The organism is Humitalea sp. 24SJ18S-53 (assembly GCF_050632385.1).
Taxonomy (GTDB): Bacteria; Pseudomonadota; Alphaproteobacteria; order Acetobacterales; family Acetobacteraceae; genus Humitalea.
The window spans coordinates 564,749-586,247 of sequence record NZ_CP192599.1 but is presented as its reverse complement, the minus strand read 5'-3'; the positions used below and the strand labels follow the sequence as shown (position 1 = coordinate 586,247).

The window sequence follows — 21,499 nt, the reverse complement described above, 5'->3', positions numbered from 1 at the left end:
GGGGGGGGGGCCGCCGGCCAGACCGGCGGCTCGGCCGGCGTCAGGTGCGCGCCAGCCCCGCCGCCTTCATCGCATCGCCGAGCGATGTGTCGGCCTGTTCCAGATGCCGCCCGAACCCCGCTGAATCGGCATAGAGCAGCCCGAAGCCGCGCGCGTTCATGAAGTCGATGTAGTCCTGCGACTTGAACACGCGATCCAGCGCCGCGTTCATCGCGGTCCGCGCCGCGGCGGGGATGTTCAAGGGGGCGGCGATGCCGCGCCAGGCGCCGCTGGAATAATCGATGCCCATCGCTTCCTTCAGGGTCGGGATATTGGGGAAGGCGCCGAGCCTTTCGCCCGACATCACCGCAAGGCTGCGCGCGCGGCCGGCATCCAGCATCGCCCGTGCCTCGACCACCGAATTGGTGGTGAAGTCCAATCCGCCGGCGACCAGGTCCTGCATCGCCGGGGCGGCGCCATTGGATGGCACCCAGCGCACATGCCCGGCCGGCAGCCCCAAGGCCAGCAGCCAGCCCGCCAGCGCCAGGTGCCAGATGCCGCCCTGGCCGGTGCCGCTGGCCTTGAACTGGCCGGGGCGGCTGGCCTTGATCGCCTCGGCCAGTTGGCCGACGTTCTGGTAAGGCGCGCTGGCATTGACCTGGATGCCCGGCGGATCGTTGTTCATCAGGCCGAGCGGCGTGTAGTTGCGATAGGTCAGTTCCGTCAGGCCCTGCCAATGCAGCATGCAGATCTCGGCGGTGATCATGCCCAGGGTATGGCCATCGGGATTGGCCGAGGCGATGGCCGCATGGCCCACGACACCCGACCCGCCGGTGCGGTTCACCACGTTGAACGGCTGGCCGAGATCCTTTTCCAGCAGGCTTGCGATGATGCGCACCACGGCATCGGTGCCGCCGCCGGCCGCCCAGGGGCAGATCATCTGCACCGGGCGCGCGGGCCAGCGGGGCTGCGCCATCGCGTCCCGGACCAGCGCCGGCGCGGCGAGCAAGGTGGCACCCGCGCCGAGCAGGCCCCGGCGAAAGAATTCGGTCATTGTGACGTCCCCCCATTTGTTTGTTTTGCGGAAGGTTAGCAGCGGCCCGGGCGTCGGGCGAGGGCCGACGAAGGATCACAAGCGCGTGAGAAACGGGGCGGGATCGGCGGCCAGGGCGTAGGCTCGTTGCGGAAACGGGAGAGCAGCAAATGCCCCAAGCCAAAACGGTGTCGCCCGTGGAGGGCGGCCACGGCCACGGCCCGCGCCATGACTACGTGCCCCCCCTCGGGAGCGGCTTCATCGCCGGCCGCTTCGGCCGGTTGTGGCCCGAGATGACCGACCCCTTGCTGCCATCGGATGCCGCCCTCGACGCGCTGGGCCTGGCGATGTCGGAGGTATCGAAGCCATCGACCGACAATGCGAATATTCCCGCGGGCTATACCTATCTCGGCCAGTTCATCGATCATGACATCACGCTGGACACCACCAGCCTGGACGAGATCGCGGTCGATCCGTCGGCGCTGGTGAATTTCCGCACGCCGAGCCTGGATCTCGACAGCATCTACGGGCTGGGACCCAAGGTGCAGCCGTCCTTGTATGATCGCGACAGCCCGGGGCGGGCCAGCCTGTTGCTGGGCCGGACCAGCCCGGCCTTCGCCCCGCCCGGGGCGCCGCCGGGGCCAGATTTCGTCGGGCTGCCGCACGACCTGCCGCGCAACCACCAGGGGTTGGCGCTGATCGGCGATGAGCGGAACGACGAGAACCTGCTGGTGGCGCAGACGCATGTCGCGATGCTGCGCTTCCACAACGCGATCGCGGCGAAGCTGGCGGGGTCGGTGCCCGATTCCGGGCTGTTCGACGCGGCGCGACGCGCGACGGTCGATCTCTACCAGGCGATGGTGCTGCGCGATTTCCTGAGCAAGCTGTGCGACGTCAACGACATCGCGGCCGCGGTCGACAAGCGACGGTTCTTCCGCTTCGAGGAATTCGGCGCCTATGGCCCGTACATGCCGGTAGAGTTTTCCGCCGCCGCCTATCGGCTGGGGCATTCGATGGTGCGATCGGTCTATAGCCACAACCGCATCTTCCGCCCGAACAACGCGCCGGCACCGCCCGCGAGTTTCGACCTGCTGTTCCTGTTCACCGCCAAGTCCGGCCAGATCGGACAGGTGCCGGGCCCGACGCCCGCGAACAAGCCAACGCTGCCGGGCGACTGGATCATCGACTGGCGGCGCTTCCTCGATTTCGGCACCACCGACACCTCGGATGGGTTTGTCCTGAACCTCAGCCGCGGGATCGATCCTTTCCTTGCGAAGGACCTGCATATGCTGCCGAGCAAGGGGTTCTCACCGACCTCGCCGACAGCGGCGAGCAGCCTGGCGGTGATGAACCTGCGCCGCGGCCGCAAGATGCTGCTGCCGGCGGGGCAGGACCTGGCGAGGTTCATGGGCGTCGCGGTGCTGACGCCGGACCAGGTCGCGAGCGGCCCCGATGGCGCCGTCGCCAAGGCCCATGGGCTGCATACCCGCACGCCGCTTTGGTACTACATCCTGAAGGAGGCGGAGGTGGTCGAGCAGGGCAACCGGCTAGGGCCGCTCGGCAGCCTGATCGTCGCGGAGGTCTTTGTCGGGCTGTTGCAGGGCGACAAGACCAGCATCCTGGGGCGCAACCCGGGCTGGCGCTTTGGCCAGCCGCTGCCGGGGATGGTGCTGCCGGGCGCCGACGTGAAGTTCACCTTCGCCGATTTGGTCGCGGTCTCGGCGGGCGTGCTGCCGGGCGATGACGCGGCGACGAAGAAGACAAAACTGAGCCCGGTGGGGTAGCGGGGCGTCAGGCGGCCCGGACAAGCTCCATCGGCGCGCCCTTGCCCCGGACCTCCGCTTCCTCGATGTCGGCGGCGGCGATCGCCCGGTCGAGCGCATCGCGCAACGCCCTGGCGGTTTCGAGCGCCAGTTCGACGCCGGCGCGCGCCCCAGGCTCAAGCCCCGTGTTAATGAAGTCGAGCGTGATGACATCGCCCAGCGGCGCATGGCGGGCGTGGTCGTAGGCGACCACCGCCTGGGTCAGCGGGAACCACTCATCCCCGCGCTTTGCCATGCCCTCGGCATCGACGATTTCGACGATGGACGTGCACATGCCTGCGGCCTCCTACTTCGAAAGGTGCTGGCCGAAGAAGCCGAAAACCTTGCTCCAGCCGTCCATCGTCTGCTCGGGACGGTAGAGCGGCCGGTGCCAGTAGAAGAAGCCGTGGCCAGCGCCGTCGTAGCGGTGGAATGCGTAGGTCTTGCCGTGCTTCTTGAGTTCGGCCTCGTGCTGGTTCACCTGCTCCGGGCTGGGCGCGCGGTCGTCATTGCCGAAGAGGCCCAGCAGGGGGCAGGACAGGTCCTTCGTCATGTCGATGGGGGCCGTGGGCGTCTTGGCGTTCAGATCCTCCGGCGGCATCACGACGCGGCCGCCCCAGAGGTCGGCACAGGCGTCCACATCCTTCTTCTGGCACGCATAGATGTAGGCGTGCCGGCCGCCAGAGCAGGAGCCGAACAGCCCGACCTTGCCGTTATGCTCGGGCTGCGCCCGCATCCAGGCCACGGCAGCCGCGGTGTCGCCGACCATCTGGGCATCGGGAATGCCGCCCTCGGCCCGCACCTTGGCGGCGACGTCATCGGGGTGTCCCTCGCCCGCGCGCTCATAGAGGTTGGCGCAGATCGCGATGTAGCCGTGATGCGCGAAACGGCGCGCCGTCTCGATATAGAACTCGCTCCAGCCGGGTAGGTGATGGACCAGCACCACGCCCGGAAAGGGCCCCGGCCCCTCCGGCTTGGCGACATAGGCGGTGATCGGGGTTCCCCCGTCGCCCTTGAGCGTGATGGTCCCGCAGGTCATGCCTCGGTAGAATGACATCGGTGGTCCTCCTGGGGTGCGTGTGGCGTCACTGTCAGCCGTAGCGCGACGCCGTCAACGTGGTGACGACCTGGGTCACGCGGGCGCGCGCCGTGCCGTGGTGCGCGTCCAGATCCAGGCCGCCAGCGGCCATAGCAGGGCCGAGATCGTCAGCGCCGCAAGCACCGCCGACACCGGGCGTTCGAAGAAGGGCAGCACGTCGCCGTCGGATTTGATCAGGCTGGTGATGAAGGATTGTTCGACCATGTTGCCCATCACGATGCCAAGCACCAGCGCCGCGACCGGGTAGCCGTTGCGTTCCATGACAAAACCCAGGATGCCGAACAGCCCGACCAGCACCACGGCAAACAGGTTGTTGCCCGTCGCGAAGGAGCCGACCGCGCAGAGCAGCAGGATCAGCGGCATCACCCCCGACCGTGGCGCCGCCAGCACGCGCGACGCCAGCCGGATCATGATGATGCCCAGCGGGATCATGATGATATTGGCCAGGATGAAGATGATGTAGAGCGCATACATGCTGGACGCGCGTTCGGTGAACAGCGTCGGGCCGGGGTTTAGCCCCTTCATGTAGAGCACGCCGATGGCGATGGCGGTGATCGTGTCGCCGGGAATGCCGAAGAGCAGCGATGGCACCCAACCGCTGGCGAGCGATGCGTTGTTGGATGCACCCGCCTCGACCAGGCCCTCGGGGTGGCCGGTGCCGAATTTCTCGGGTTCCTTGCTGAATTTTTTCGACATGGCGTAGGAGACCCAGGCGGCCATGTCCGCCCCTGCCCCCGGCAGCACACCGATGATGATGCCGACGATGTTCCCCCGCCACATCGGCCACTGGTATTTCTTCGTCAGCGCCCATTGGTTCGCCAGGATCGAGCCGAATTTGCGCGGCGGCAGCTTGGGCGGCTCGGCCGAGGCCATGGCACGCATGACTTCGGACACCGCGAACACGCCGACCAATGCGGGGATCGGTTCGATCCCGCCCAATAGGTCCGGGATACCAAAAGTGAAGCGCGGCGTGCCGGCGGGATTTTCCATCCCGATGCAGGCGATCAACAGGCCGAGCAGCATCGAGGCGATGGCCTTGATGGGCGAGGATCGCGCGACCAAGGTCGCGCACATCAGCCCCAGCAGCGCGAGCCAGAAATACTCATAGGTCGAGAAGGACAAGGCGATCTCGGCCAGCGCCGGCGCCAGCAGCATCAGCGACAAGGTGCCGACGATGCCGCCGATCGCGCTGAACCACAGCCCCGCCCCCAGCGCCAGTTCCGCCTGCCCCTTGCGCGTCAGCGCATAGGCTTCGTCGGTATAGGCGGCCGAGGCCGGCGTGCCGGGAATCCGCAGCAACGCGCCCGGAATATCGCCGGAAAAGATCGCCATGGCGGAGGCGGTGATGATCGTCGCCACCGCCGCGATCGGCGACAGCCAGAAGGTGACGGGCACCAGCAGCGCCGTCGCCATGGTGGCCGACAGGCCAGGCAGCGAACCGACGACCAGCCCATAGATCGCGGAGGCCATGATCGCGATCAACACATCCGGCGCGAGGACCAGCCGGAACCCCTCGATGACAGCGTCCATCTACCAGGGTGCCGCCAGCAGGCCTTCGGGCAAGGGCACCCGCAGCAGTTTGTGAAACGCCAGGTGCACCAGCACCGGCCCCGCGATCGCCAGGGGCACGGCAAGCGCGGGGCGCGCGCCGAGCGAGAAGGCCGCGAGCAGCACCACGATCGCCCCGGCGATCAAAAACCCCAGCGGTTCGGAGGCGAGCGCGTAGAACACCAGCAAGGCCGGCGGCACCAGCACGCGCAGGGAAGCCAGGCGGGACGGCGGGGGGCCGGGTTCGGGCTCTTCCGGTACCTCGAACCCTCGGCCGATGCCGACGGCGATCAGCGCGCCACACCCGACCAGGCCGAAGCCGATCACCATGGGAAAGGCGGCGGGGCCGACATCCTGGCCCGGCACCGCTGGGAAGCGGGAGCCGAACAGCGCCGCCGCCGCCCCCAGGGCCACCAGAAAGCCGCCGGTGATCCGGTCGGATAGATGCACGTTGTCGCCCTCCCTGCGGGTCGTTGGGCGGAAGGATAGACGGCGGCGCGGGCGGCGCCAGGGGGTATCGCTCGTTCCGCGCATGGCAGGGGCGGCGGCGCATCGCTTGCTGCTTCGGACAGGGAGACGGTAACCCCCATGACGGTGCCGCCCTGCGCGACACGGCCAGGCCCCGGCAGGACACGCAATTGCCATGACGCGGAACGACACGGCATCGCCGCTGGTGCCCACCACCTTCTCGACCCAGCACCTGCCCGGCCCCCGGCAGTTCGCGGCCTATCGCGACGAATGCGGCGGCTGGCTGGATACGGCGCCGGTCGGCGATGCCGCGCGGCACTTCCCGATGCGGGCCACCGCCTGGTCGCTGGGACCGCTGGCGCTGATCGCATCGGCCTCCCCGCCCGTCGTGAACCGGCGCACGGCCGCGCATATCCGCCGCGACCAGATGGACCATTGGTCGATCAACGTGATGACCGGCGGCAGCCTGCGCGCCCGCATCGGCGATGCCGACGTGGACATGCGGCCCGGCGTGCCGCACCTCTTCGCGCTGCACGACGCCAATGCGACCACGCGGGATGAAGCCGGCTGGACGCGGCTGTTCATCGCGCGCGACACGCTGCCGGGGCTGGCGCCGGTGCTGGATGGCCTGCGCAACCGGCCGCTGCCTGGGCCCCTGTGGGGCCTGGTCGGCGACTACATGCAAGCCCTGGCGCTGCGCCTGCCCAGCATGACCGAGGCCGATACCCCCGCGGTCGTCGCCGCCACCCGCGCCCTGGTCGCCGCCGCCGCCGAGGCCAGCACCGACGCCCTGCACGCCGCCCGCCCGCAGATCGACCAGGTGATGCGGGCGCGCATCCTGGGGCTGATCCGCGCCAACCTGGGGTCCTGCATGCTGGGACCGGAACGGCTGTGCCGGATGGCGGGAGTGTCGCGGTCAGCACTCTACCGCCTGTTCGAACCGCTCGGCGGGGTCGCCCGCACGATCCAGGCCGAACGCCTGCGCGAAGCCCATCGCCGCCTGGCCGAGGCCGAAGACCGGCGCAGCATCCAGGCCATCGCCGAAGGGCTGGGGTTCTTCGACCCCTCCAGCTTCAGCCGCGCCTTCCGACAGGAATTCGGCGTGACACCGACCGCCCTGCGCCGCGGGGCACCGCCCGTCACGCCAGCGACCGCGCGCCACACCGCACCGCGCGGCACACTGGACGTGCTGCGGGGGCTGGGAAGGTAGGGGGTGTAAGAATTGGGGAGTTGCGCTTTGAAAGGGGCTTTGCCCCTCTCAAACTCTCCCCACCAGGGGCCGCCGCCCCTGGACCGGCGCGATGTATTGGAAAAATAAAGGGAGGGGCATGGAGCACGCCTGATCAATAGCGTGACCTTGATGCCCCTCCCTTTATTTTTCCAAACCCGTGGGTTCCAAGGGGCCACGGCCCCTTGGTGGGGGAGGTGTGGAGGGGGTGTTCAGACCGGAGACATCCCTGACGCCTGTTCGGAGACATGCTTGACGCTTTTGGGCTTGGTTTCTCGGGAGAGGGACGATGCCCTGGAAGGCGTTATCTGTGATCGACACCCGTCGGGAGTTCGTCCGTCTGGCCAGCGTCGGCGATGTCAGCGTGGCGGCGTTATGCCGTCGCTTTGGCATCAGCCGGCAGAGCGGTTTCACCCTGTTGCGGCGTCACCGCGAGGTTGGCGATGCGGGCCTCGTGGAGCGCTCGCGCCGGCCGCACGACAGCCCCAGGCGGGTGGCGCCCGAGATCGAGGCGCAGCTGCTTGCCCTGCGCGCGGCGCACCCGCGCTGGGGCGGGCGCAAGCTGGCGCGGCGGCTGCGCGACCTGGGCGTGGAGGGGGTGCCGGCGCCATCGACGGTGACGCAGGTGCTGCGCCGTGCCGGCCAGATCGACCCGATCAAGGCCGAGCGGCATCGCGCCCTGACCCGCTTTGAACGCCCAGCCCCGAACGAGCTGTGGCAGATGGACTTCAAGGGCCACATCCCGGCCGGCAGCCGGCGCTGCCACCCGCTGACCGTGCTGGACGATCATTCGCGCTACGCCCTGGGCATCGCCGCCTGTGCTGGCGAGACGCTGATCGAGGTCCAGGGTCGGCTGACCGCGCTGTTCCGCCGCTATGGCCTGCCCGGCGCCATCCTGTGCGACAATGGCTCACCCTGGGGCGCCACGGGCCATACCGGCAGGCTGGCGGTGCAGCGCAGCGCCTTCGAGGTCTGGCTGATGCGGCTGGGCGTGGCGACCCTGCATGGGCGGCCGCGGCATCCGCAGACCCAAGGCAAGGACGAGCGGTTCCACCGCACGCTGGATGTGGAGGTGCTGCAGGGCCGGCGCTTCGCCGACCTGGACGACTGCCAGGCGGCGTTCAACGCCTGGCGGCCAGTCTACAACGAACAGCGCCCGCATGAGGCGCTGGGCATGGACGTGCCGGCGAGCCGCTACCGGCCCAGCAGCCAGGGCTTTCCCGAGGTGCTGCCGACGCCCGACTACTACCAGACCGACCTGGTGCGCCGGGTGCGGCCGAATGGCTGCTTCAAGCTGCATGGCAGGATGGTCGGGCTGTCGCAGGCCTTCGCCGGGCTGGACATCGCGCTGCGTGCGACGGGGCGGGATGGCGTGCTGAGCCTGCACTTCATGCGCTTCAGGCTGGGTGAGGTGGACATCACCGGGCCAGAAACGATAATCGGACCCGTCAGGGATGTCTCCGAACACCCGTCAAGCATCTCTCCGGTCTGAACAAGGGGGCGAAGCCCTCTCCACGGCGCAACTTCCCCCAATTCTTACACCCCCTACCGCCACCGCATCGGCAGCACGTCCGGTGCCTTGGGCAGGGCGGTCAGGGTGCCGGTATTGGCGGACAGGGGGGTGCCTTCGGTTTTTACTTTGGGCGAGAACATCCGTTTGATCGTCCAGGACTGGCTGGTGCCGTTGTCCCATTGGATGGCCAGGGTGGCGCCGGTGCGGGTCCAGACGCCGGCGGTGTCGCAGACATGCGGGCCGATGTTGATCTTGGACAGGCGGAAGGCTTCGTGGCCGCGGTCCAGCAGGATGAAGGGCGGCGCCAGCGGAACGAAGCCCCCGGGATCGGCGACGTGCCACCAGCCGAGCCATTCCATGATCTTGTTCGGCCCGTTCTCGGCGGCGTCCAGGCGGCGTTTCTGGAACAGGTCGGTGAAGGCGGGCTTGGGTTTCGCGCCCATGCCGACTTGTTCCAGGTCGTTCCAGCCGATCAGGCGGCGGGGGAAGTTCGGTTCCTCGTTCAGGATATTGGCGACGAAGATCAGATTGGGGCCTTTGTGGGTGCCGTTCGCCTCGGGCGTGTCGCCGTCCTTCAGTTCGGCGGTCAGGGTGGTGATCTGGCCGCCCTGCTGCATGGCGTCGTTGCTGACGCCGGTCTGTGCGACCAGCCATTCGACTTTCTTGCCGTCGGCTTTTTTCACTTCGAGCAGCACGAAGATATGCGCGCTGTCGCGGTTGCGCTCACCGGTCTTCGGGTCTTTCCAGTAGCCGCCGCGGATGATGCAGGCATCGCCCGGCTTGGGGCCCTTGCCATTGGCGACGGCGCGGGTATCGGCCTCGGACTCCAGCCGCACCCAGGATTGTCGCTTCACCTTGGTGAAGATCGAGAGGTTTTCGCCGATGCGGTAGGTCAGGCCTTCGTTCGGGGCGGAACGGTTGACCAGCGTATTGTCGCGGCACCCCAGCCGCCACAGCAGGAAATGCGGCAGGAAGCCGCAGGTGGTCCCCGCCCCTTGGCCGTAGTCCTTGGCGATGTGGTCGAAGCCGATCTGCCGCCAATGGACGTAATCCGCCCGCTTGGTGGTTTCGGGCAGGAAATCCCTGCACAGGCGGACGGAGGCGGCGCGGATATCGGACATGCAACGAGGCTAGGGGTGCCGCGATGTAACAAGCAACACACCAGTCCGTTACAAAGTTAACGCGCCGGCAATACCACGGCGCGGCAGGGTCCGAAGCCGATGGAGACGAAGCCGTCTCGGTGGGCGTGGGCCGCCAGGATCACCTCGTCGCCGTCTTCCAGGAAGCGCCGGCTCTCGCCCGAGGCCAGGGTCAGCGGCTGGCGGCCGCCCTGGGTGATTTCCAGCAGGCTGCCCTGGCTGCCGGGGTCTGGGCCGGAGATGGTGCCGGAACCGAAGAGGTCGCCCGCCGCCAGGTTGCAGCCGCCGCTGGTGTGATGGGCGACGAGTTGGGCGACGGTCCAATACAGGTCCCGCGCGGTGCCGCGCGACAGGCGCTGCGGCGCCAGGTTCTTGGCGGCCAGGCCCGGGGTCATGAGGAAGACCTCCAGGGTCAGTGCCAGGGCGCCCTGGGCCTGGTCGGAATCGTCCCACAGGTAGTCCATCGGCGCGGGATCGCCGGCGGGGCGTGGCGCCTGCGGGGCGCGGAACGGGGCGAGGGCTTCCGGCGTCACGATCCAGGGGGAGATGGTGGTGGCGAAACTCTTGGCCAGGAAGGGGCCGAGCGGCTGGTATTCCCAGCCCTGGATATCGCGGGCGGAAAAATCGTTCAGCAGGCAGAAACCGGCGATGTGGTCGGCGGCCTGCGCGATCGGGATGGCTTCGCCCAGATCATTGCCCGGCCCGATCCAGACGCCGAGTTCCAATTCATAGTCCAGGTTCCGCGACGGGCCGAACGATGGTTCGGTCTCGGTCGCCGGCTTGCGCTGGCCATTCGGCCGCCGGATCGCGGTGCCGGAGGGCAGCAGCGAGGAGGCCCGCCCGTGGTAGCCGATGGGCACGTATTTGTAGTTCGGCATCAGCGGCGCATCGGGGCGGAACAGCCGGCCGACGTTGGTCGCGTGGTGGATGCCGGCGTAGAAATCCGTGTAGTCGCCGACGCGGGCGGGCAGCACGGCGGCGGCGCTGTGCAGATGCGGTTCCAGGGCCGCCTGGTGCGGGCTGCCATCGGCCAGCGCCGCCGACAGCCCGGCGCGCAGCGCTTTCCGCGCTTCCGTGCCCAGGGCCAGCAGCGGGTTCAACGTGGCGCCGGCACCGGCCAGGGCCGCGTCGCGCGCGGCGCCGTCCAGCACCGTCGCGGCAACGGCCAGGTCCAGCACCATATCGCCGATGGCGACCGCGCCGCGCGGGGCGGCTGGATCGACCACGCCGAGCGGCAGGTTCTGGATCGGGAAATCCGCATGCCCATTGGCCGAGGCGACCCAGGAGCGCAGGGCCGGGTCGTGCGTCGCGTCCACCATCATGGCCGCGCCGGATCAAAACGGCGGTCCAGCCCGTTCCAGCAATCGAGGTAATCCGCCCGCAGCGCTGGATGCCCGGCCGCCCAGGCGGTGACCTTCTGCGGCAGGCGAGTTTCGAACATGAAGGCCATGGTGTCGCGCATCCGATGGGGTTTGAGATCGACGCTGGAGGCCTGGGCAAACGCCTCCGCATCCGGGCCGTGGGGCAGCATGCAATTGTGCAGCGAGAAGCCGCCGGGGCGGAAGCCCTCGGGCTTGGCATCGTAGATTCCGTAGAGCAGGCCCATGAACTCGGACATCACGTTCATGTGGTACCAGGGCGGGCGGAAGGTGTCCTCGGTCACCGACCAGCGATCGGGGAAGATGACGAAATCGACGTTGGCGGTGCCCGGGGTTTCCGAAGGTGCTGTCAGCGTCGTGAAGATCGACGGATCGGCGTGGTCGAACAGCACCGGCCCCACCGGGGAAAATCGCCGCAGGTCGTAGGTATAGGGCGCGTAATTGCCGTGCCAGGCGACGACATCCAGCGGCGAATGCGCAAGCTCGGTGGTCCAGAGCGTGCCGCCCCATTTGACCGTCATGGCAGTGGGCGCGTCGCGGTCCTCATACCGCGCCACGGGGGTCATGAAGTCGCGCGGATTGGCCAGGCAATTGGCGCCGATCGGGCCGCGTTCCGGCAGGGTGAAGGCGCCACCGTAGTTTTCGCAGATATAGCCGCGCGCCGGGCCGTCCATCAGGTCCACGGCGAACTTGACGCCGCGCGGGATGACGACGACCTGGCCGGGTGCGGCCTCGATCAGGCCGAATTCGGTGCGGAAGCGCAGGGCACCCTGCTGCGGCAGGATCAGCATCTCGCCATCCGCGTTGTAGAAGACCTCATCCGTCATCGAGCGCGTGACGAAGTAGAGGTGCGCCGCCATGCCGTTCTGGCCGGTGACATCGCCCGCCGTGGTGGCGGTGTGAATGCCCTGGATGAAATTCAGCGTGGCGTTGGGGATGGCGATGGGGTCCCAGCGCATCGGCGCGGGGGGGATCTCCACCTCGGCGCAGGGGGCGCTGCGGAAGAAGCCCGGGTCGCTGCGCATGAACCGCCCCCAATGCCGCACGGTCGGGCGGATGCGGTAGAGCCAGGAGCGTTCGTTCGACGCGCGCGGCGCGGTGAAGGGCGAACCGGAGAGTTGTTCGGCATAAAGCCCATAGGCGCAGCGCTGCGGGCTGTTGCGCCCGATCGGGAGGGCGCCTGGCAGGGCCTCGGTCTCAAAGGCATTGCCGAAGCCGGTCATGTAGGCGGGCGTGCCGAGGCGGGTGGCCTGGTCCATGGCGATGTCCTCCGTTCGACGGCTGAGCAGGTGGCGCCGTGGAGAGGGCTTTGCCCCCTTGTTCAGACCGGAGAGATGCTTGACGGGTGTTCGGAGACATCCCTGACGGGTCCGATTATCGTTTCTGGCCCGGTGATGTCCACCTCACCCAGCCTGAAGCGCATGAAGTGCAGGCTCAGCACGCCATCCCGCCCCGTCGCACGCAGCGCGATGTCCAGCCCGGCGAAGGCCTGCGACAGCCCGACCATCCTGCCATGCAGCTTGAAGCAGCCATTCGGCCGCACCCGGCGCACCAGGTCGGTCTGGTAGTAGTCGGGCGTCGGCAGCACCTCGGGAAAGCCCTGGCTGCTGGGCCGGTAGCGGCTCGCCGGCACGTCCATGCCCAGCGCCTCATGCGGGCGCTGTTCGTTGTAGACTGGCCGCCAGGCGTTGAACGCCGCCTGGCAGTCGTCCAGGTCGGCGAAGCGCCGGCCCTGCAGCACCTCCACATCCAGCGTGCGGTGGAACCGCTCGTCCTTGCCTTGGGTCTGCGGATGCCGCGGCCGCCCATGCAGGGTCGCCACGCCCAGCCGCATCAGCCAGACCTCGAAGGCGCTGCGCTGCACCGCCAGCCTGCCGGTATGGCCCGTGGCGCCCCAGGGTGAGCCATTGTCGCACAGGATGGCGCCGGGCAGGCCATAGCGGCGGAACAGCGCGGTCAGCCGACCCTGGACCTCGATCAGCGTCTCGCCAGCACAGGCGGCGATGCCCAGGGCGTAGCGCGAATGGTCGTCCAGCACGGTCAGCGGGTGGCAGCGCCGGCTGCCGGCCGGGATGTGGCCCTTGAAGTCCATCTGCCACAGCTCGTTCGGGGCTGGGCGTTCAAAGCGGGTCAGGGCGCGATGCCGCTCGGCCTTGATCGGGTCGATCTGGCCGGCACGGCGCAGCACCTGCGTCACCGTCGATGGCGCCGGCACCCCCTCCACGCCCAGGTCGCGCAGCCGCCGCGCCAGCTTGCGCCCGCCCCAGCGCGGGTGCGCCGCGCGCAGGGCAAGCAGCTGCGCCTCGATCTCGGGCGCCACCCGCCTGGGGCTGTCGTGCGGCCGGCGCGAGCGCTCCACGAGGCCCGCATCGCCAACCTCGCGGTGACGCCGCAACAGGGTGAAACCGCTCTGCCGGCTGATGCCAAAGCGACGGCATAACGCCGCCACGCTGACATCGCCGACGCTGGCCAGACGGACGAACTCCCGACGGGTGTCGATCACAGATAACGCCTTCCAGGGCATCGTCCCTCTCCCGAGAAACCAAGCCCAAAAGCGTCAAGCATGTCTCCGAACAGGCGTCAGGGATGTCTCCGGTCTGAACACCCCCTCCACGCCTCCCCCACCAAGGGGCCGTGGCCCCTTGGAACCCACGATGTTTGGTAGAATGAAGAGAGGGGCGTCGAAGTCACGCCGTTGATGAAGGGCGGAGACTGCCCCTCTCTTCATTCTACCAATTCCGCCGGTCCAGGGGCGGCTGCCCCTGGTGGGGTGAGTTTGAGCGGGGCGAAGCCCCTTTCAAGGCACCCCCTCCCCCACATTGCGCGCCCGGATGAAATCGACAAAGGCGCGCAGCCCCGCCGGCATCAGCCGCCGTTCGGGGTAGTAGAGGTAGGGGCCGGGAAACGGCGGGTTCCAGTCGTCCAGCACAGATTCCAACAGCCCGGCGTCGAGGTCCGGCTGGCACCATTCCTCAAACGTCGCCGCCAGGCCCAGCCCCTGCCGGGCGGCGCGCAGTTGCAGGCGGACGTCGCTGCTGGCGAGCGGGCCGCGCGGCACGATGGCGATCGCCTGCCCATCCTTCTCGAACACCCATTTCGGCTGCTGGCCGCTGGGGAAAAGCTGCCCGAAGCAGGCGTGCCGGGCCAGGTCGCGCGGGTGTTCCGGCCGGCCTGCCCGGGCGAAATAGGCGGGGGCGCCGACCACGCGAAACCGCTGCGGCGCGCCGAGGGAGACGGCGACCATGTCCTGCGCCAAGCTTTCCTCATACCGCACGCCCGCGTCGAAGCCGGCGGCGACCACGTCGATGAAATTGGCATCGACCACCAGTTCCATCTTCATCCCCGGGTGTTCGGCCAGGAAATCGATCGCCAGAGGCCCCAGGCGGAACTCCATGGCCGGCAGGGGCGCATTGATGCGCAGCGTGCCGGTCAGGCTGGCGCCCTGCGCGCCAACCGCGTCGATGGCGGCGGAGATGGCGGCCAGGGCGGGGTCCAACGTTTCCAGCAGGCTGCGCCCGGCCTCGGTCAGGGCGACGCTGCGGGTAGTGCGGTTCAGCAGGCGCACGCCCATGCGGGTTTCCAGCTCGCGCAGCCGCTCGCTGAGGGCGGCCGGTGACATGCCGAGGGCCAGGGCGGCGCGGCGGAAATTCAGGTGCCGCGCGATGGTCGCGAAAAGCCGCAGGGCGTTGAGGTCGACTGTTCGGCTCATCCTGATGACCCATCCGGAACAATGCAGGTATTCCGAATAATACACAGGACTAGGTTCCGCTTACACCACCAAGCAGGACACAGACCATGCAACTCGGATCACACGGCCCCAGTGTTTCAGCCCTCGGCCTCGGCACGATGGGCATGTCGGATTTCTACGGCCCGGCCGACCGAGCGGAGAGCATCGCGACCATCCATGCCGCGATGGAGGCGGGGATCACCCTGCTCGACACCGGCGATTTCTACGGCAGCGGCCACAATGAAATGCTGATCGCCGAGGCCCTGGAGGGCCGCGACCGCTCGCAGGTCGTGCTGAGCGTGAAATTCGGCGCGCAGCGCGACCCCGCCGGCGGCTTCATCGGCATCGACACCAGCCCCGCCGCCATGAAGAACGCCCTGGCGCAGAGCCTGAAGCGCCTGCGCACCGACTACATCGACATCTACCGCCCTGCCCGGCTCGACCCGAAACTGCCCATCGAGGAAACGGTCGGCGCCATGGCCGAGATGGTGAAGGCCGGATACGTCCGCCACATCGGCCTGTCGGAGATGTCGGCCGCCACCATCCGCCGCGCCCATGGCGTGCACCCGATCAGTGACCTGCAGATCGAGTATTCGCTGATCTCGCGCGGGGTAGAGGCGGAGATCCTGCCGACCCTGCGGGCGCTGGGCATCGGGCTGACCGCCTATGGCGTGCTGTCGCGCGGCTTGATCAGCGGCCACTGGTCGGCCGCCCGTGCCGGTGAACGCGATTTCCGCACCATCAGCCCCCGCTTCCAGGGCGAGAACCTGGCGCACAACCTGGAGCTGGTGGAGGCCCTGCGCGGCATCGCGGCGACCAAGGGCGTCACCGTGGCGCAGATCGCGATTGCCTGGGTGGCGTCACGCGGCCCGGACATCCTGCCGCTGGTCGGCGCGCGGACGCGGGTGCGCCTGGCGGAATCCCTGGGATCGCTGGCGGTCACATTGGATGCGGGGGACTTGGCGGCGATCGATGCCGCGGTGCCGCCGGGTGCGGCGGCCGGCGCCCGCTACGATGCCCATGCCATGGCGGCATTGGACAGCGAGCGGGTGTAAAAAAAGGGGACTGGCGCGCCCGGGAAGGTTCGAACTCCCAACCTCCAGATCCGTAGTCTAGCGCTCTATCCAGTTGAGCTACGGGCGCGCAGTGGGGCAGCATCTAGCGGAGAGGCGGTTCTGTCGCAACCCCTCCGCGCCATCAAAATCAGGCGGCGAGTTTATCCAGCTCGCGCACCACCGCCTCACCCATCACGGTCGTGCCCACGCGGGCACGGCCGGGCTGCATGATGTCGGCCGTGCGCAAGCCGCCGGCCAGCACATTTTCCACCGCCTTCTCGATCAGCGCCGCGTCTTCCTCCATGCCGAAGGACAGGCGCAGCAGCATCGCGAAGGACAGCATCTGCGCGCAGGGGTTTGCGACGCCCTTGCCAGCGATGTCGGGGGCCGAGCCATGGATCGGCTCATACAGCGCCCTACGACGGCCGGAGGCGTCAGGCGCGCCCAAGGTGGCCGAGGGCAGCATGCCCAGCGACCCCGTCAGCGCGGCCGCGAGATCCGACAACAAATCGCCGAACAGATTGCTGCCGAGGACGACGTCGAACTGCTTCGGCCGGCTGGCCAACTGCATCGCGCAATTATCGGCGTACATGTGCGACAGCGTGACGTCGGGATATTCGGCGGCACCGACCTCCGACACCACCGCGCGCCAGAGGCGCCCGGACTGCATGACGTTGGCCTTCTCGACACTGGTCATCTTACCGGTGCGGCGGCGCGCCAGATCGAAAGCGACGCGGGCGACGCGGGCGATCTCCTGTTCGGTATAGACTTCGGTGTCGATGCCGCGGCGGCTGCCATCGGCCATGATCTCGATCCCGCGCGGCTCACCGAAATAGATGCCGCCCGTGCTTTCGCGCACGATCATGATGTCGAGCCCGCGCACCAGATCGGGCTTCAGGCTGGAGGCATCCAGCAGCGCATCCATCACCTTGGCCGGGCGCAGGTTGGCGAAGAGGCCAAGATCCTGGCGCAGCCGCAGGATGCCCAGTTCCGGTCGCTTGTCGAAGGGCAGGCTGTCCCACTTCGGGCCACCGACGCTGCCGAAGAGCACGGCATCGCTGGCCATCGCCGCTTCCACCGTGACATCCGGGCAAGGGCTGCCCAAGGCGTCGATCGCGGCGCCACCGACCAGGCCTTCGTCGATCGCGAAGGAGACGTGGCGGCGATGGTCCATCCAGTCGATGACGCGACGGACTTCGCGCATGACTTCGGGACCGATGCCGTCACCGGGAAGAACGAGCAGGCGCTTGTTGGCGGTCATGGCCGGGGCTCCATCAGGGCGGTGGTGCCGGGGCCAGCCAGCCAGGGTTGTTGCGTTGCTTCGTAGGCGTCGATGGCGCGCGTGTGGCCGAGGGTCTGGCCGATCTCGTCCAGCCCCTCCAACAGCATTTTGCGTCGCAACGGATCGACTTCGAAAGGTATTTCTTCGCCATTCGGGCGGATCACCACCTGGCGTTCCAGGTCAACGGTGACGCGGGCGTTGGCGCCGAGGCGGGAATCTTCCATCAACTGTTCGCAGATGGCGCGCGGCAGCTTGATCGGCAGGATGCCGTTCTTGAAGGAATTGCCGTGGAAGATATCGGCGAAGTCCGGCGCGATGACGCAGCGGATGCCGAAATCCAGCAAGGCCCAGGGCGCATGTTCGCGCGACGAGCCGCAGCCGAAGTTCTCATAGGCGATCAGGATTTCCGCGTGCCGATAGGGTTCGCGGTTGAGCACGAAATCGGGGTTTTCCGATCCGTCTTCCTTGTAGCGCAGCGTGTCGAACAGGAACTTGCCGAGGCCGGTGCGCTGGATGGTCTTGAGGTGCCGCGCCGGGATGATCTTGTCGGTATCGACATTGGCCAGCGGCAGCGGTGCGGCGACCCCCGTAAGCTTGGTAAAGGGGGTCATGCCATCAGCTCCCGCACGTCGGTCAGTTTGCCGGTGACCGCCGCGGCGGCGGCCATGGCGGGGGACACGAGATGGGTGCGCCCGCCGGGGCCCTGCCGCCCCTCGAAATTGCGATTCGAGGTGCTGGCGCTGCGCTGCCCGGGGGTCAGCTTGTCCGGGTTCATGCCGAGGCACATGGAGCACCCCGCTTCCCGCCATTCGAAGCCGGCGTCGAGCAGGATGCGGTCCAGCCCCTCCTCCTCCGCCTGCTTCTTCACCAGGCCCGAGCCCGGCACCACCAGGGCGCGGACGCCCGTGGCGACATGGCGGCCCTTGGCGATCCCGGCCGCGGCGCGAATGTCCTCGATCCGGGAATTTGTGCAGGAGCCGATGAAGACGACGTCGATCGGCACGCCATCCAGCTTCTGGCCCGCGGTCAGCGCCATGTAGTCCAGCATGCGCTGGATCTGGGCGCGGCGTTCCAGGTCGGGTTCGGCGGCGGGGTCGGGGACGGTGCCGGTGATCGGCAGGACCGCCTCCGGGTTCGTGCCCCAGGTGACCATGGGCGCGATGGTCGCGGCGTCGATGACCACTTCCGTGTCGAAATGCGCGCCGGCATCGGACGGCAGCGTCTTCCAATAGGCGATGGCCTTGTCCAGTTCGGCGCCCTTGGGCGCGAACTGCTTGCCGGCGACATAGGCGAAGGTCGTCTCGTCCGGCGCGATCATGCCGGCACGGGCGCCGCCTTCGATCGACATGTTGCAGACGGTCATGCGCCCGGCCATGTCCAGCGCGCGGATCGCGGAACCGGCGAATTCGATCACATGCCCGGTGCCGCCGGCGGTGCCGATCTTGCCGATGATGGCGAGCACGATGTCCTTGGCGGTGCAGCCGGGGGGCAGCACGCCATCGACCGTGACGCGCATGTTCTTCGCCGGCTTCTGGAGCAGCGTCTGGGTCGCCATGACGTGCTCGACCTCGGACGTGCCGATGCCGAAGGCGAGCGCGCCGAGGGCGCCATGGGTCGAGGTATGGCTGTCGCCGCAGACCAGGGTCATGCCCGGCAGGGACAGGCCAAGCTCCGGCCCGATCACATGCACGATGCCTTGGCGGACGTCGTTCAGCGGGATGTAGGGGACGCCGAATTCAACGACGTTGTGTTCCAAGGTCGCGATCTGCAGCGCGCTCTCGGGCTCGTTGATCGCGGTCAGGCGGTCGGCCGAGGTCGGGACGTTGTGGTCCACCACGCCGATCGTGGCATCGGGACGGCGCAGGCGGCGGCCCGCGGCCCGCAGCCCTTCAAAGGCCTGCGGGCTCGTCACCTCATGGATGAGGTGACGGTCGATGTAGAGGAGGCAAGTGCCGTCCGGCAGCGTTTCCACCACATGGGCGGCCCAGATTTTGTCGAACAGCGTGCGCGGCGCGTTGGCCATGGCTTTCCCCGGGTGATGGGGGGCTGCCCGTGCGGTGCTGGTCGGGCGGATGCCCGCGCGCTGCTGATCGGGCGGCCCCGGTGCCGTGCGACGCCCCCCGGCTGGGGGGCGTGCTACTCTCAGGCTTCGGTCGCGACCGCTGCCGTGCCCTTGGCGGGACGGGCCACGACCTTCTCGGCGATACGCGCCGACTTGCCGGTGCGGCCACGCAGATAATACAGCTTCGCACGCCGCACGCGGCCGCGACGGACCACCGCGATTTCCGCGATGTTCGGGCTGTAGAGCGGGAACACGCGCTCCACGCCTTCGCCGTAGCTGAGCTTGCGAACGGTGAAGTTGCTGTGCAGCCCCTTGTTCGAACGCGCGATGACCACGCCTTCGTAGGCCTGGACGCGGGTGCGCTCGCCTTCGACGACCTTCACCATCACGCGCACCGTATCGCCGGCGGCGAATTCGGGGATCGCGCGGGCCGCAGACAGGCGGGTGACCTGCTCCGCATCAAACGCTTGCAAAAGATTCATGACATGGTCCTTCTCGAAACCGGTTCCTAATGCGCCTGGGCGGTGGGGGCAAGCGCGCCCCCGGCCGATCCGGCGTGCATTTTCCAAAGATCGGGGCGGCGTTCCCGGGTGGCGCGGGCGGCTTGCTCCGCGCGCCAACGGGCGACATCCCCATGATTGCCCGACAGCAGGACCGGCGGCACGGGCCGCCCGTTCCATTCCGCCGGACGGGTATAGAGCGGGTATTCCAGCAGCCCGTCGGCGAAGGATTCCTCCCGCGCGCTGTCGGTCCCACCCATGACGCCCGGCAAAAGCCGGATGCAGGCATCGAGCAGCACCAGCGCCGCCGGTTCCCCGCCCGAGAGCACGTAGTCGCCGACCGAGATTTCCAGCATGCCGCGCGCTTCCAGCACGCGCTGGTCCACGCCTTCATACCGGCCGCACAACACGACCACCCCCGGCCCCGCCGCGAGATCCCGCACCAGCGCCTGGGTCAAGGGTTGCCCCCTGGGCGTCAGGTAGATCAACGGCCGGCCGCCGGGATCGGCCGCGGTACAGGCCGCATCGATCACGTCGGGCCGCATCACCATGCCGGCGCCACCACCGAACGGCGTGTCATCGACCTGCGCATGCCGGCCGAGGCCGAAACCGCGCAAATCCAGCGTGTCGCAGGACCACACACCCTCGCCCAACGCCCGGCCGGCCAGGGACTGGCCAAGCGGGCCCGGGAACATCGCCGGGAACAGGGTGATGAGGGAGGCGCGCCACATGGGATTACTCCGCGGCCTCCCGCTGGCCGCCGTTGCGGCGGTGCTGGGACCGGCGCGGCAGCGGCTCGGCATCGGCCAGGCCCAACGGAGACTCCTCGCCACCCGCTTCAGGCTGGATGATGACCTCGTCCGGCGGCACGACCTCGATCCGGCCGCCCGCCACATCGACCACGGGGACGACCTTGCGGGTGAAAGCCAGCAGGCTTTCCTCGCCCTTGGCGTCGCGAATGGTCAGGAAGGGGCCGGCACCGAAATCCTCGACCGCGATGACGCGGCCGAGCGGCGTGTTCTCGCTGAAGGCGTCCAGCCCGACCAGGTCGGCCAGGTAGAACTCCTCCTCCGCCGGGGCGGGCAGCTTGTCGCGATCGACATAGAGCCGCATGCCGGTCAGCTTCGCCGCCTGGTCGCGATCGGTCACGCCTTCGATGCGCGCGATCCCGCCGCCCAGCCAGCCGATGGCGAAGACGCGGGTCCCCGCCTCATCCGACAGGGGGCCGTAGGCGGCGACATCGGCCGGTTCCGTGGTGAAGGAACGCAGCTTCACCAGGCCCCGCACACCGTGCGGGCGGCCAATCTCACCAACCAGGATGCGGGGTTCCGGCATCGCGGCAGAACCTTAGCCGGCGGCCTTGGCGGCGCGTTCCTGCGCCTTCTTCTTCGGCGCCGACTGCTTCGGCTGCTCGACGAAGACGGGCATCGGCGCCAGGCCGGCATGGCCCAGGAACTTTGCCACGCGGTCGGTCGCCAGGGCGCCCTCGCTCAGCCAATGCGTCACGCGCTCGGACTGCAGGCGAATGCGGTCGGCGTGGTCGGACGGCAGCATGGGGTCGTAGGAACCGATCTTCTCGATGAAGCGGCCGTCGCGCGGGCTGCGGCTGTCGGCCACCACGATGTGGTAATACGGACGACGCTTGGCGCCGGCGCGCGCGAGGCGGATCTTGATGCCCATAAGAA

The 21,499-nt window shown here is 68.5% G+C and carries 20 protein-coding genes, 1 tRNA gene and 1 pseudogene; 4 read left to right on the top strand and 18 right to left on the bottom strand.

Annotated elements, in window-relative coordinates; genetic code table 11:
* Nucleotides 1–40: 40 nt before the first annotated feature.
* Nucleotides 41–1,033 (bottom strand): tripartite tricarboxylate transporter substrate binding protein, encoded by a 993-nt coding sequence (locus tag ACQW02_RS02775; RefSeq protein WP_431283753.1) that lies wholly within the window; start codon nucleotides 1,031–1,033, stop codon nucleotides 41–43.
* Nucleotides 1,034–1,182: 149 nt separating this feature from the next.
* On the opposite strand from ACQW02_RS02775, the gene ACQW02_RS02770 reads away from it, so the two are divergent.
* Entirely contained in the window at nucleotides 1,183–2,796 is a 1,614-nt protein-coding gene (locus ACQW02_RS02770) for a peroxidase family protein (RefSeq protein WP_431283752.1), read from the top strand.
* Between the two features lie 7 nt (nucleotides 2,797–2,803).
* Here the strand turns inward: ACQW02_RS02770 and ACQW02_RS02765 are convergent, their stop codons facing one another.
* From ACQW02_RS02765 to ACQW02_RS02750, 4 genes are all read right to left on the bottom strand, one after another.
* Nucleotides 2,804–3,109: a DUF6295 family protein gene (locus ACQW02_RS02765; RefSeq protein WP_431283751.1), complete on the bottom strand. Its 306-nt coding sequence runs from the start codon at nucleotides 3,107–3,109 to the stop codon at nucleotides 2,804–2,806.
* Between the two features lie 12 nt (nucleotides 3,110–3,121).
* On the bottom strand, nucleotides 3,122–3,871 hold the full coding sequence (locus ACQW02_RS02760; RefSeq protein WP_431283750.1) for a dienelactone hydrolase family protein: 750 nt from the start codon (nucleotides 3,869–3,871) through the stop codon (nucleotides 3,122–3,124).
* A 75-nt stretch (nucleotides 3,872–3,946) separates the two neighbouring features.
* Nucleotides 3,947–5,443 carry a tripartite tricarboxylate transporter permease gene (locus ACQW02_RS02755; RefSeq protein WP_431283749.1) on the bottom strand — a complete coding sequence of 499 codons (1,497 nt, stop codon included), beginning with the start codon at nucleotides 5,441–5,443 and terminating at the stop codon, nucleotides 3,947–3,949.
* On the bottom strand, nucleotides 5,444–5,911 hold the full coding sequence (locus ACQW02_RS02750) for a tripartite tricarboxylate transporter TctB family protein (protein ID WP_431283748.1): 468 nt from the start codon (nucleotides 5,909–5,911) through the stop codon (nucleotides 5,444–5,446). It lies immediately after the preceding gene.
* Between the two features lie 193 nt (nucleotides 5,912–6,104).
* On the opposite strand from ACQW02_RS02750, the gene ACQW02_RS02745 reads away from it, so the two are divergent.
* Complete coding sequence (locus ACQW02_RS02745) at nucleotides 6,105–7,139, top strand: helix-turn-helix transcriptional regulator (protein WP_431283747.1); 1,035 nt, start codon at nucleotides 6,105–6,107, stop codon at nucleotides 7,137–7,139.
* Nucleotides 7,140–7,467: 328 nt separating this feature from the next.
* On the top strand, nucleotides 7,468–8,649 hold the full coding sequence (locus tag ACQW02_RS02740; protein WP_431282423.1) for an IS481 family transposase: 1,182 nt from the start codon (nucleotides 7,468–7,470) through the stop codon (nucleotides 8,647–8,649).
* Between the two features lie 53 nt (nucleotides 8,650–8,702).
* On the opposite strand, the gene ACQW02_RS02735 is transcribed toward ACQW02_RS02740, so the two are convergent.
* From ACQW02_RS02735 to ACQW02_RS02715, 5 genes are all read right to left on the bottom strand, one after another.
* Complete coding sequence (locus ACQW02_RS02735; RefSeq protein WP_431283746.1) at nucleotides 8,703–9,791, bottom strand: hypothetical protein; 1,089 nt, start codon at nucleotides 9,789–9,791, stop codon at nucleotides 8,703–8,705.
* Between the two features lie 56 nt (nucleotides 9,792–9,847).
* Nucleotides 9,848–11,131, bottom strand: a complete 1,284-nt coding sequence (fahA, locus tag ACQW02_RS02730) for a fumarylacetoacetase (RefSeq protein ID WP_431283745.1) — start codon at nucleotides 11,129–11,131, stop codon at nucleotides 9,848–9,850.
* Nucleotides 11,128–12,447: a homogentisate 1,2-dioxygenase gene (hmgA, locus tag ACQW02_RS02725; RefSeq protein ID WP_431283744.1), complete on the bottom strand. Its 1,320-nt coding sequence runs from the start codon at nucleotides 12,445–12,447 to the stop codon at nucleotides 11,128–11,130. Before hmgA ends, fahA begins: the two co-directional genes overlap by 4 nt.
* A 62-nt stretch (nucleotides 12,448–12,509) precedes the next feature.
* On the bottom strand, nucleotides 12,510–13,691 hold the full coding sequence (locus ACQW02_RS02720; RefSeq protein ID WP_431282423.1) for an IS481 family transposase: 1,182 nt from the start codon (nucleotides 13,689–13,691) through the stop codon (nucleotides 12,510–12,512).
* A 294-nt stretch (nucleotides 13,692–13,985) separates the two neighbouring features.
* Nucleotides 13,986–14,897, bottom strand: a complete 912-nt coding sequence (locus ACQW02_RS02715) for a LysR family transcriptional regulator (protein ID WP_431283743.1) — start codon at nucleotides 14,895–14,897, stop codon at nucleotides 13,986–13,988.
* Between the two features lie 86 nt (nucleotides 14,898–14,983).
* On the opposite strand from ACQW02_RS02715, the gene ACQW02_RS02710 reads away from it, so the two are divergent.
* Nucleotides 14,984–15,970, top strand: coding sequence for an aldo/keto reductase (locus tag ACQW02_RS02710; RefSeq protein ID WP_431283742.1), 987 nt, complete (start codon nucleotides 14,984–14,986; stop codon nucleotides 15,968–15,970).
* Nucleotides 15,971–15,981: 11 nt separating this feature from the next.
* On the opposite strand, the gene ACQW02_RS02705 is transcribed toward ACQW02_RS02710, so the two are convergent.
* The 8 genes and pseudogenes from ACQW02_RS02705 to rpsP form a co-directional block, all read right to left on the bottom strand.
* Nucleotides 15,982–16,058, bottom strand: a tRNA-Arg gene (locus ACQW02_RS02705).
* A 60-nt stretch (nucleotides 16,059–16,118) separates the two neighbouring features.
* Nucleotides 16,119–17,231 carry a 3-isopropylmalate dehydrogenase gene (leuB, locus tag ACQW02_RS02700; RefSeq protein ID WP_431283741.1) on the bottom strand — a complete coding sequence of 371 codons (1,113 nt, stop codon included), beginning with the start codon at nucleotides 17,229–17,231 and terminating at the stop codon, nucleotides 16,119–16,121.
* The gene (gene leuD, locus ACQW02_RS02695; RefSeq protein ID WP_431283740.1) at nucleotides 17,228–17,863 is read right to left on the bottom strand and encodes a 3-isopropylmalate dehydratase small subunit; all 636 of its coding nucleotides are present in this window, start codon (nucleotides 17,861–17,863) and stop codon (nucleotides 17,228–17,230) included. The genes leuB and leuD overlap by 4 nt, the downstream gene beginning before the upstream one ends.
* Nucleotides 17,860–19,275, bottom strand: coding sequence for a 3-isopropylmalate dehydratase large subunit (gene leuC / locus ACQW02_RS02690; protein WP_431283739.1), 1,416 nt, complete (start codon nucleotides 19,273–19,275; stop codon nucleotides 17,860–17,862). Before leuC ends, leuD begins: the two co-directional genes overlap by 4 nt.
* 119 nt (nucleotides 19,276–19,394) lie before the next feature.
* Nucleotides 19,395–19,796, bottom strand: coding sequence for a 50S ribosomal protein L19 (gene rplS / locus ACQW02_RS02685; RefSeq protein WP_431283738.1), 402 nt, complete (start codon nucleotides 19,794–19,796; stop codon nucleotides 19,395–19,397).
* Between the two features lie 26 nt (nucleotides 19,797–19,822).
* Nucleotides 19,823–20,545, bottom strand: a complete 723-nt coding sequence (trmD, locus tag ACQW02_RS02680; RefSeq protein WP_431283737.1) for a tRNA (guanosine(37)-N1)-methyltransferase TrmD — start codon at nucleotides 20,543–20,545, stop codon at nucleotides 19,823–19,825.
* A 121-nt stretch (nucleotides 20,546–20,666) separates the two neighbouring features.
* A pseudogene (rimM, locus tag ACQW02_RS02675) lies at nucleotides 20,667–21,149 on the bottom strand (ribosome maturation factor RimM); the annotation flags it as partial.
* A gap of 12 nt (nucleotides 21,150–21,161) precedes the next feature.
* Nucleotides 21,162–21,494, bottom strand: coding sequence for a 30S ribosomal protein S16 (rpsP, locus tag ACQW02_RS02670; RefSeq protein ID WP_431283736.1), 333 nt, complete (start codon nucleotides 21,492–21,494; stop codon nucleotides 21,162–21,164).
* Nucleotides 21,495–21,499: the final 5 nt, after the last annotated feature.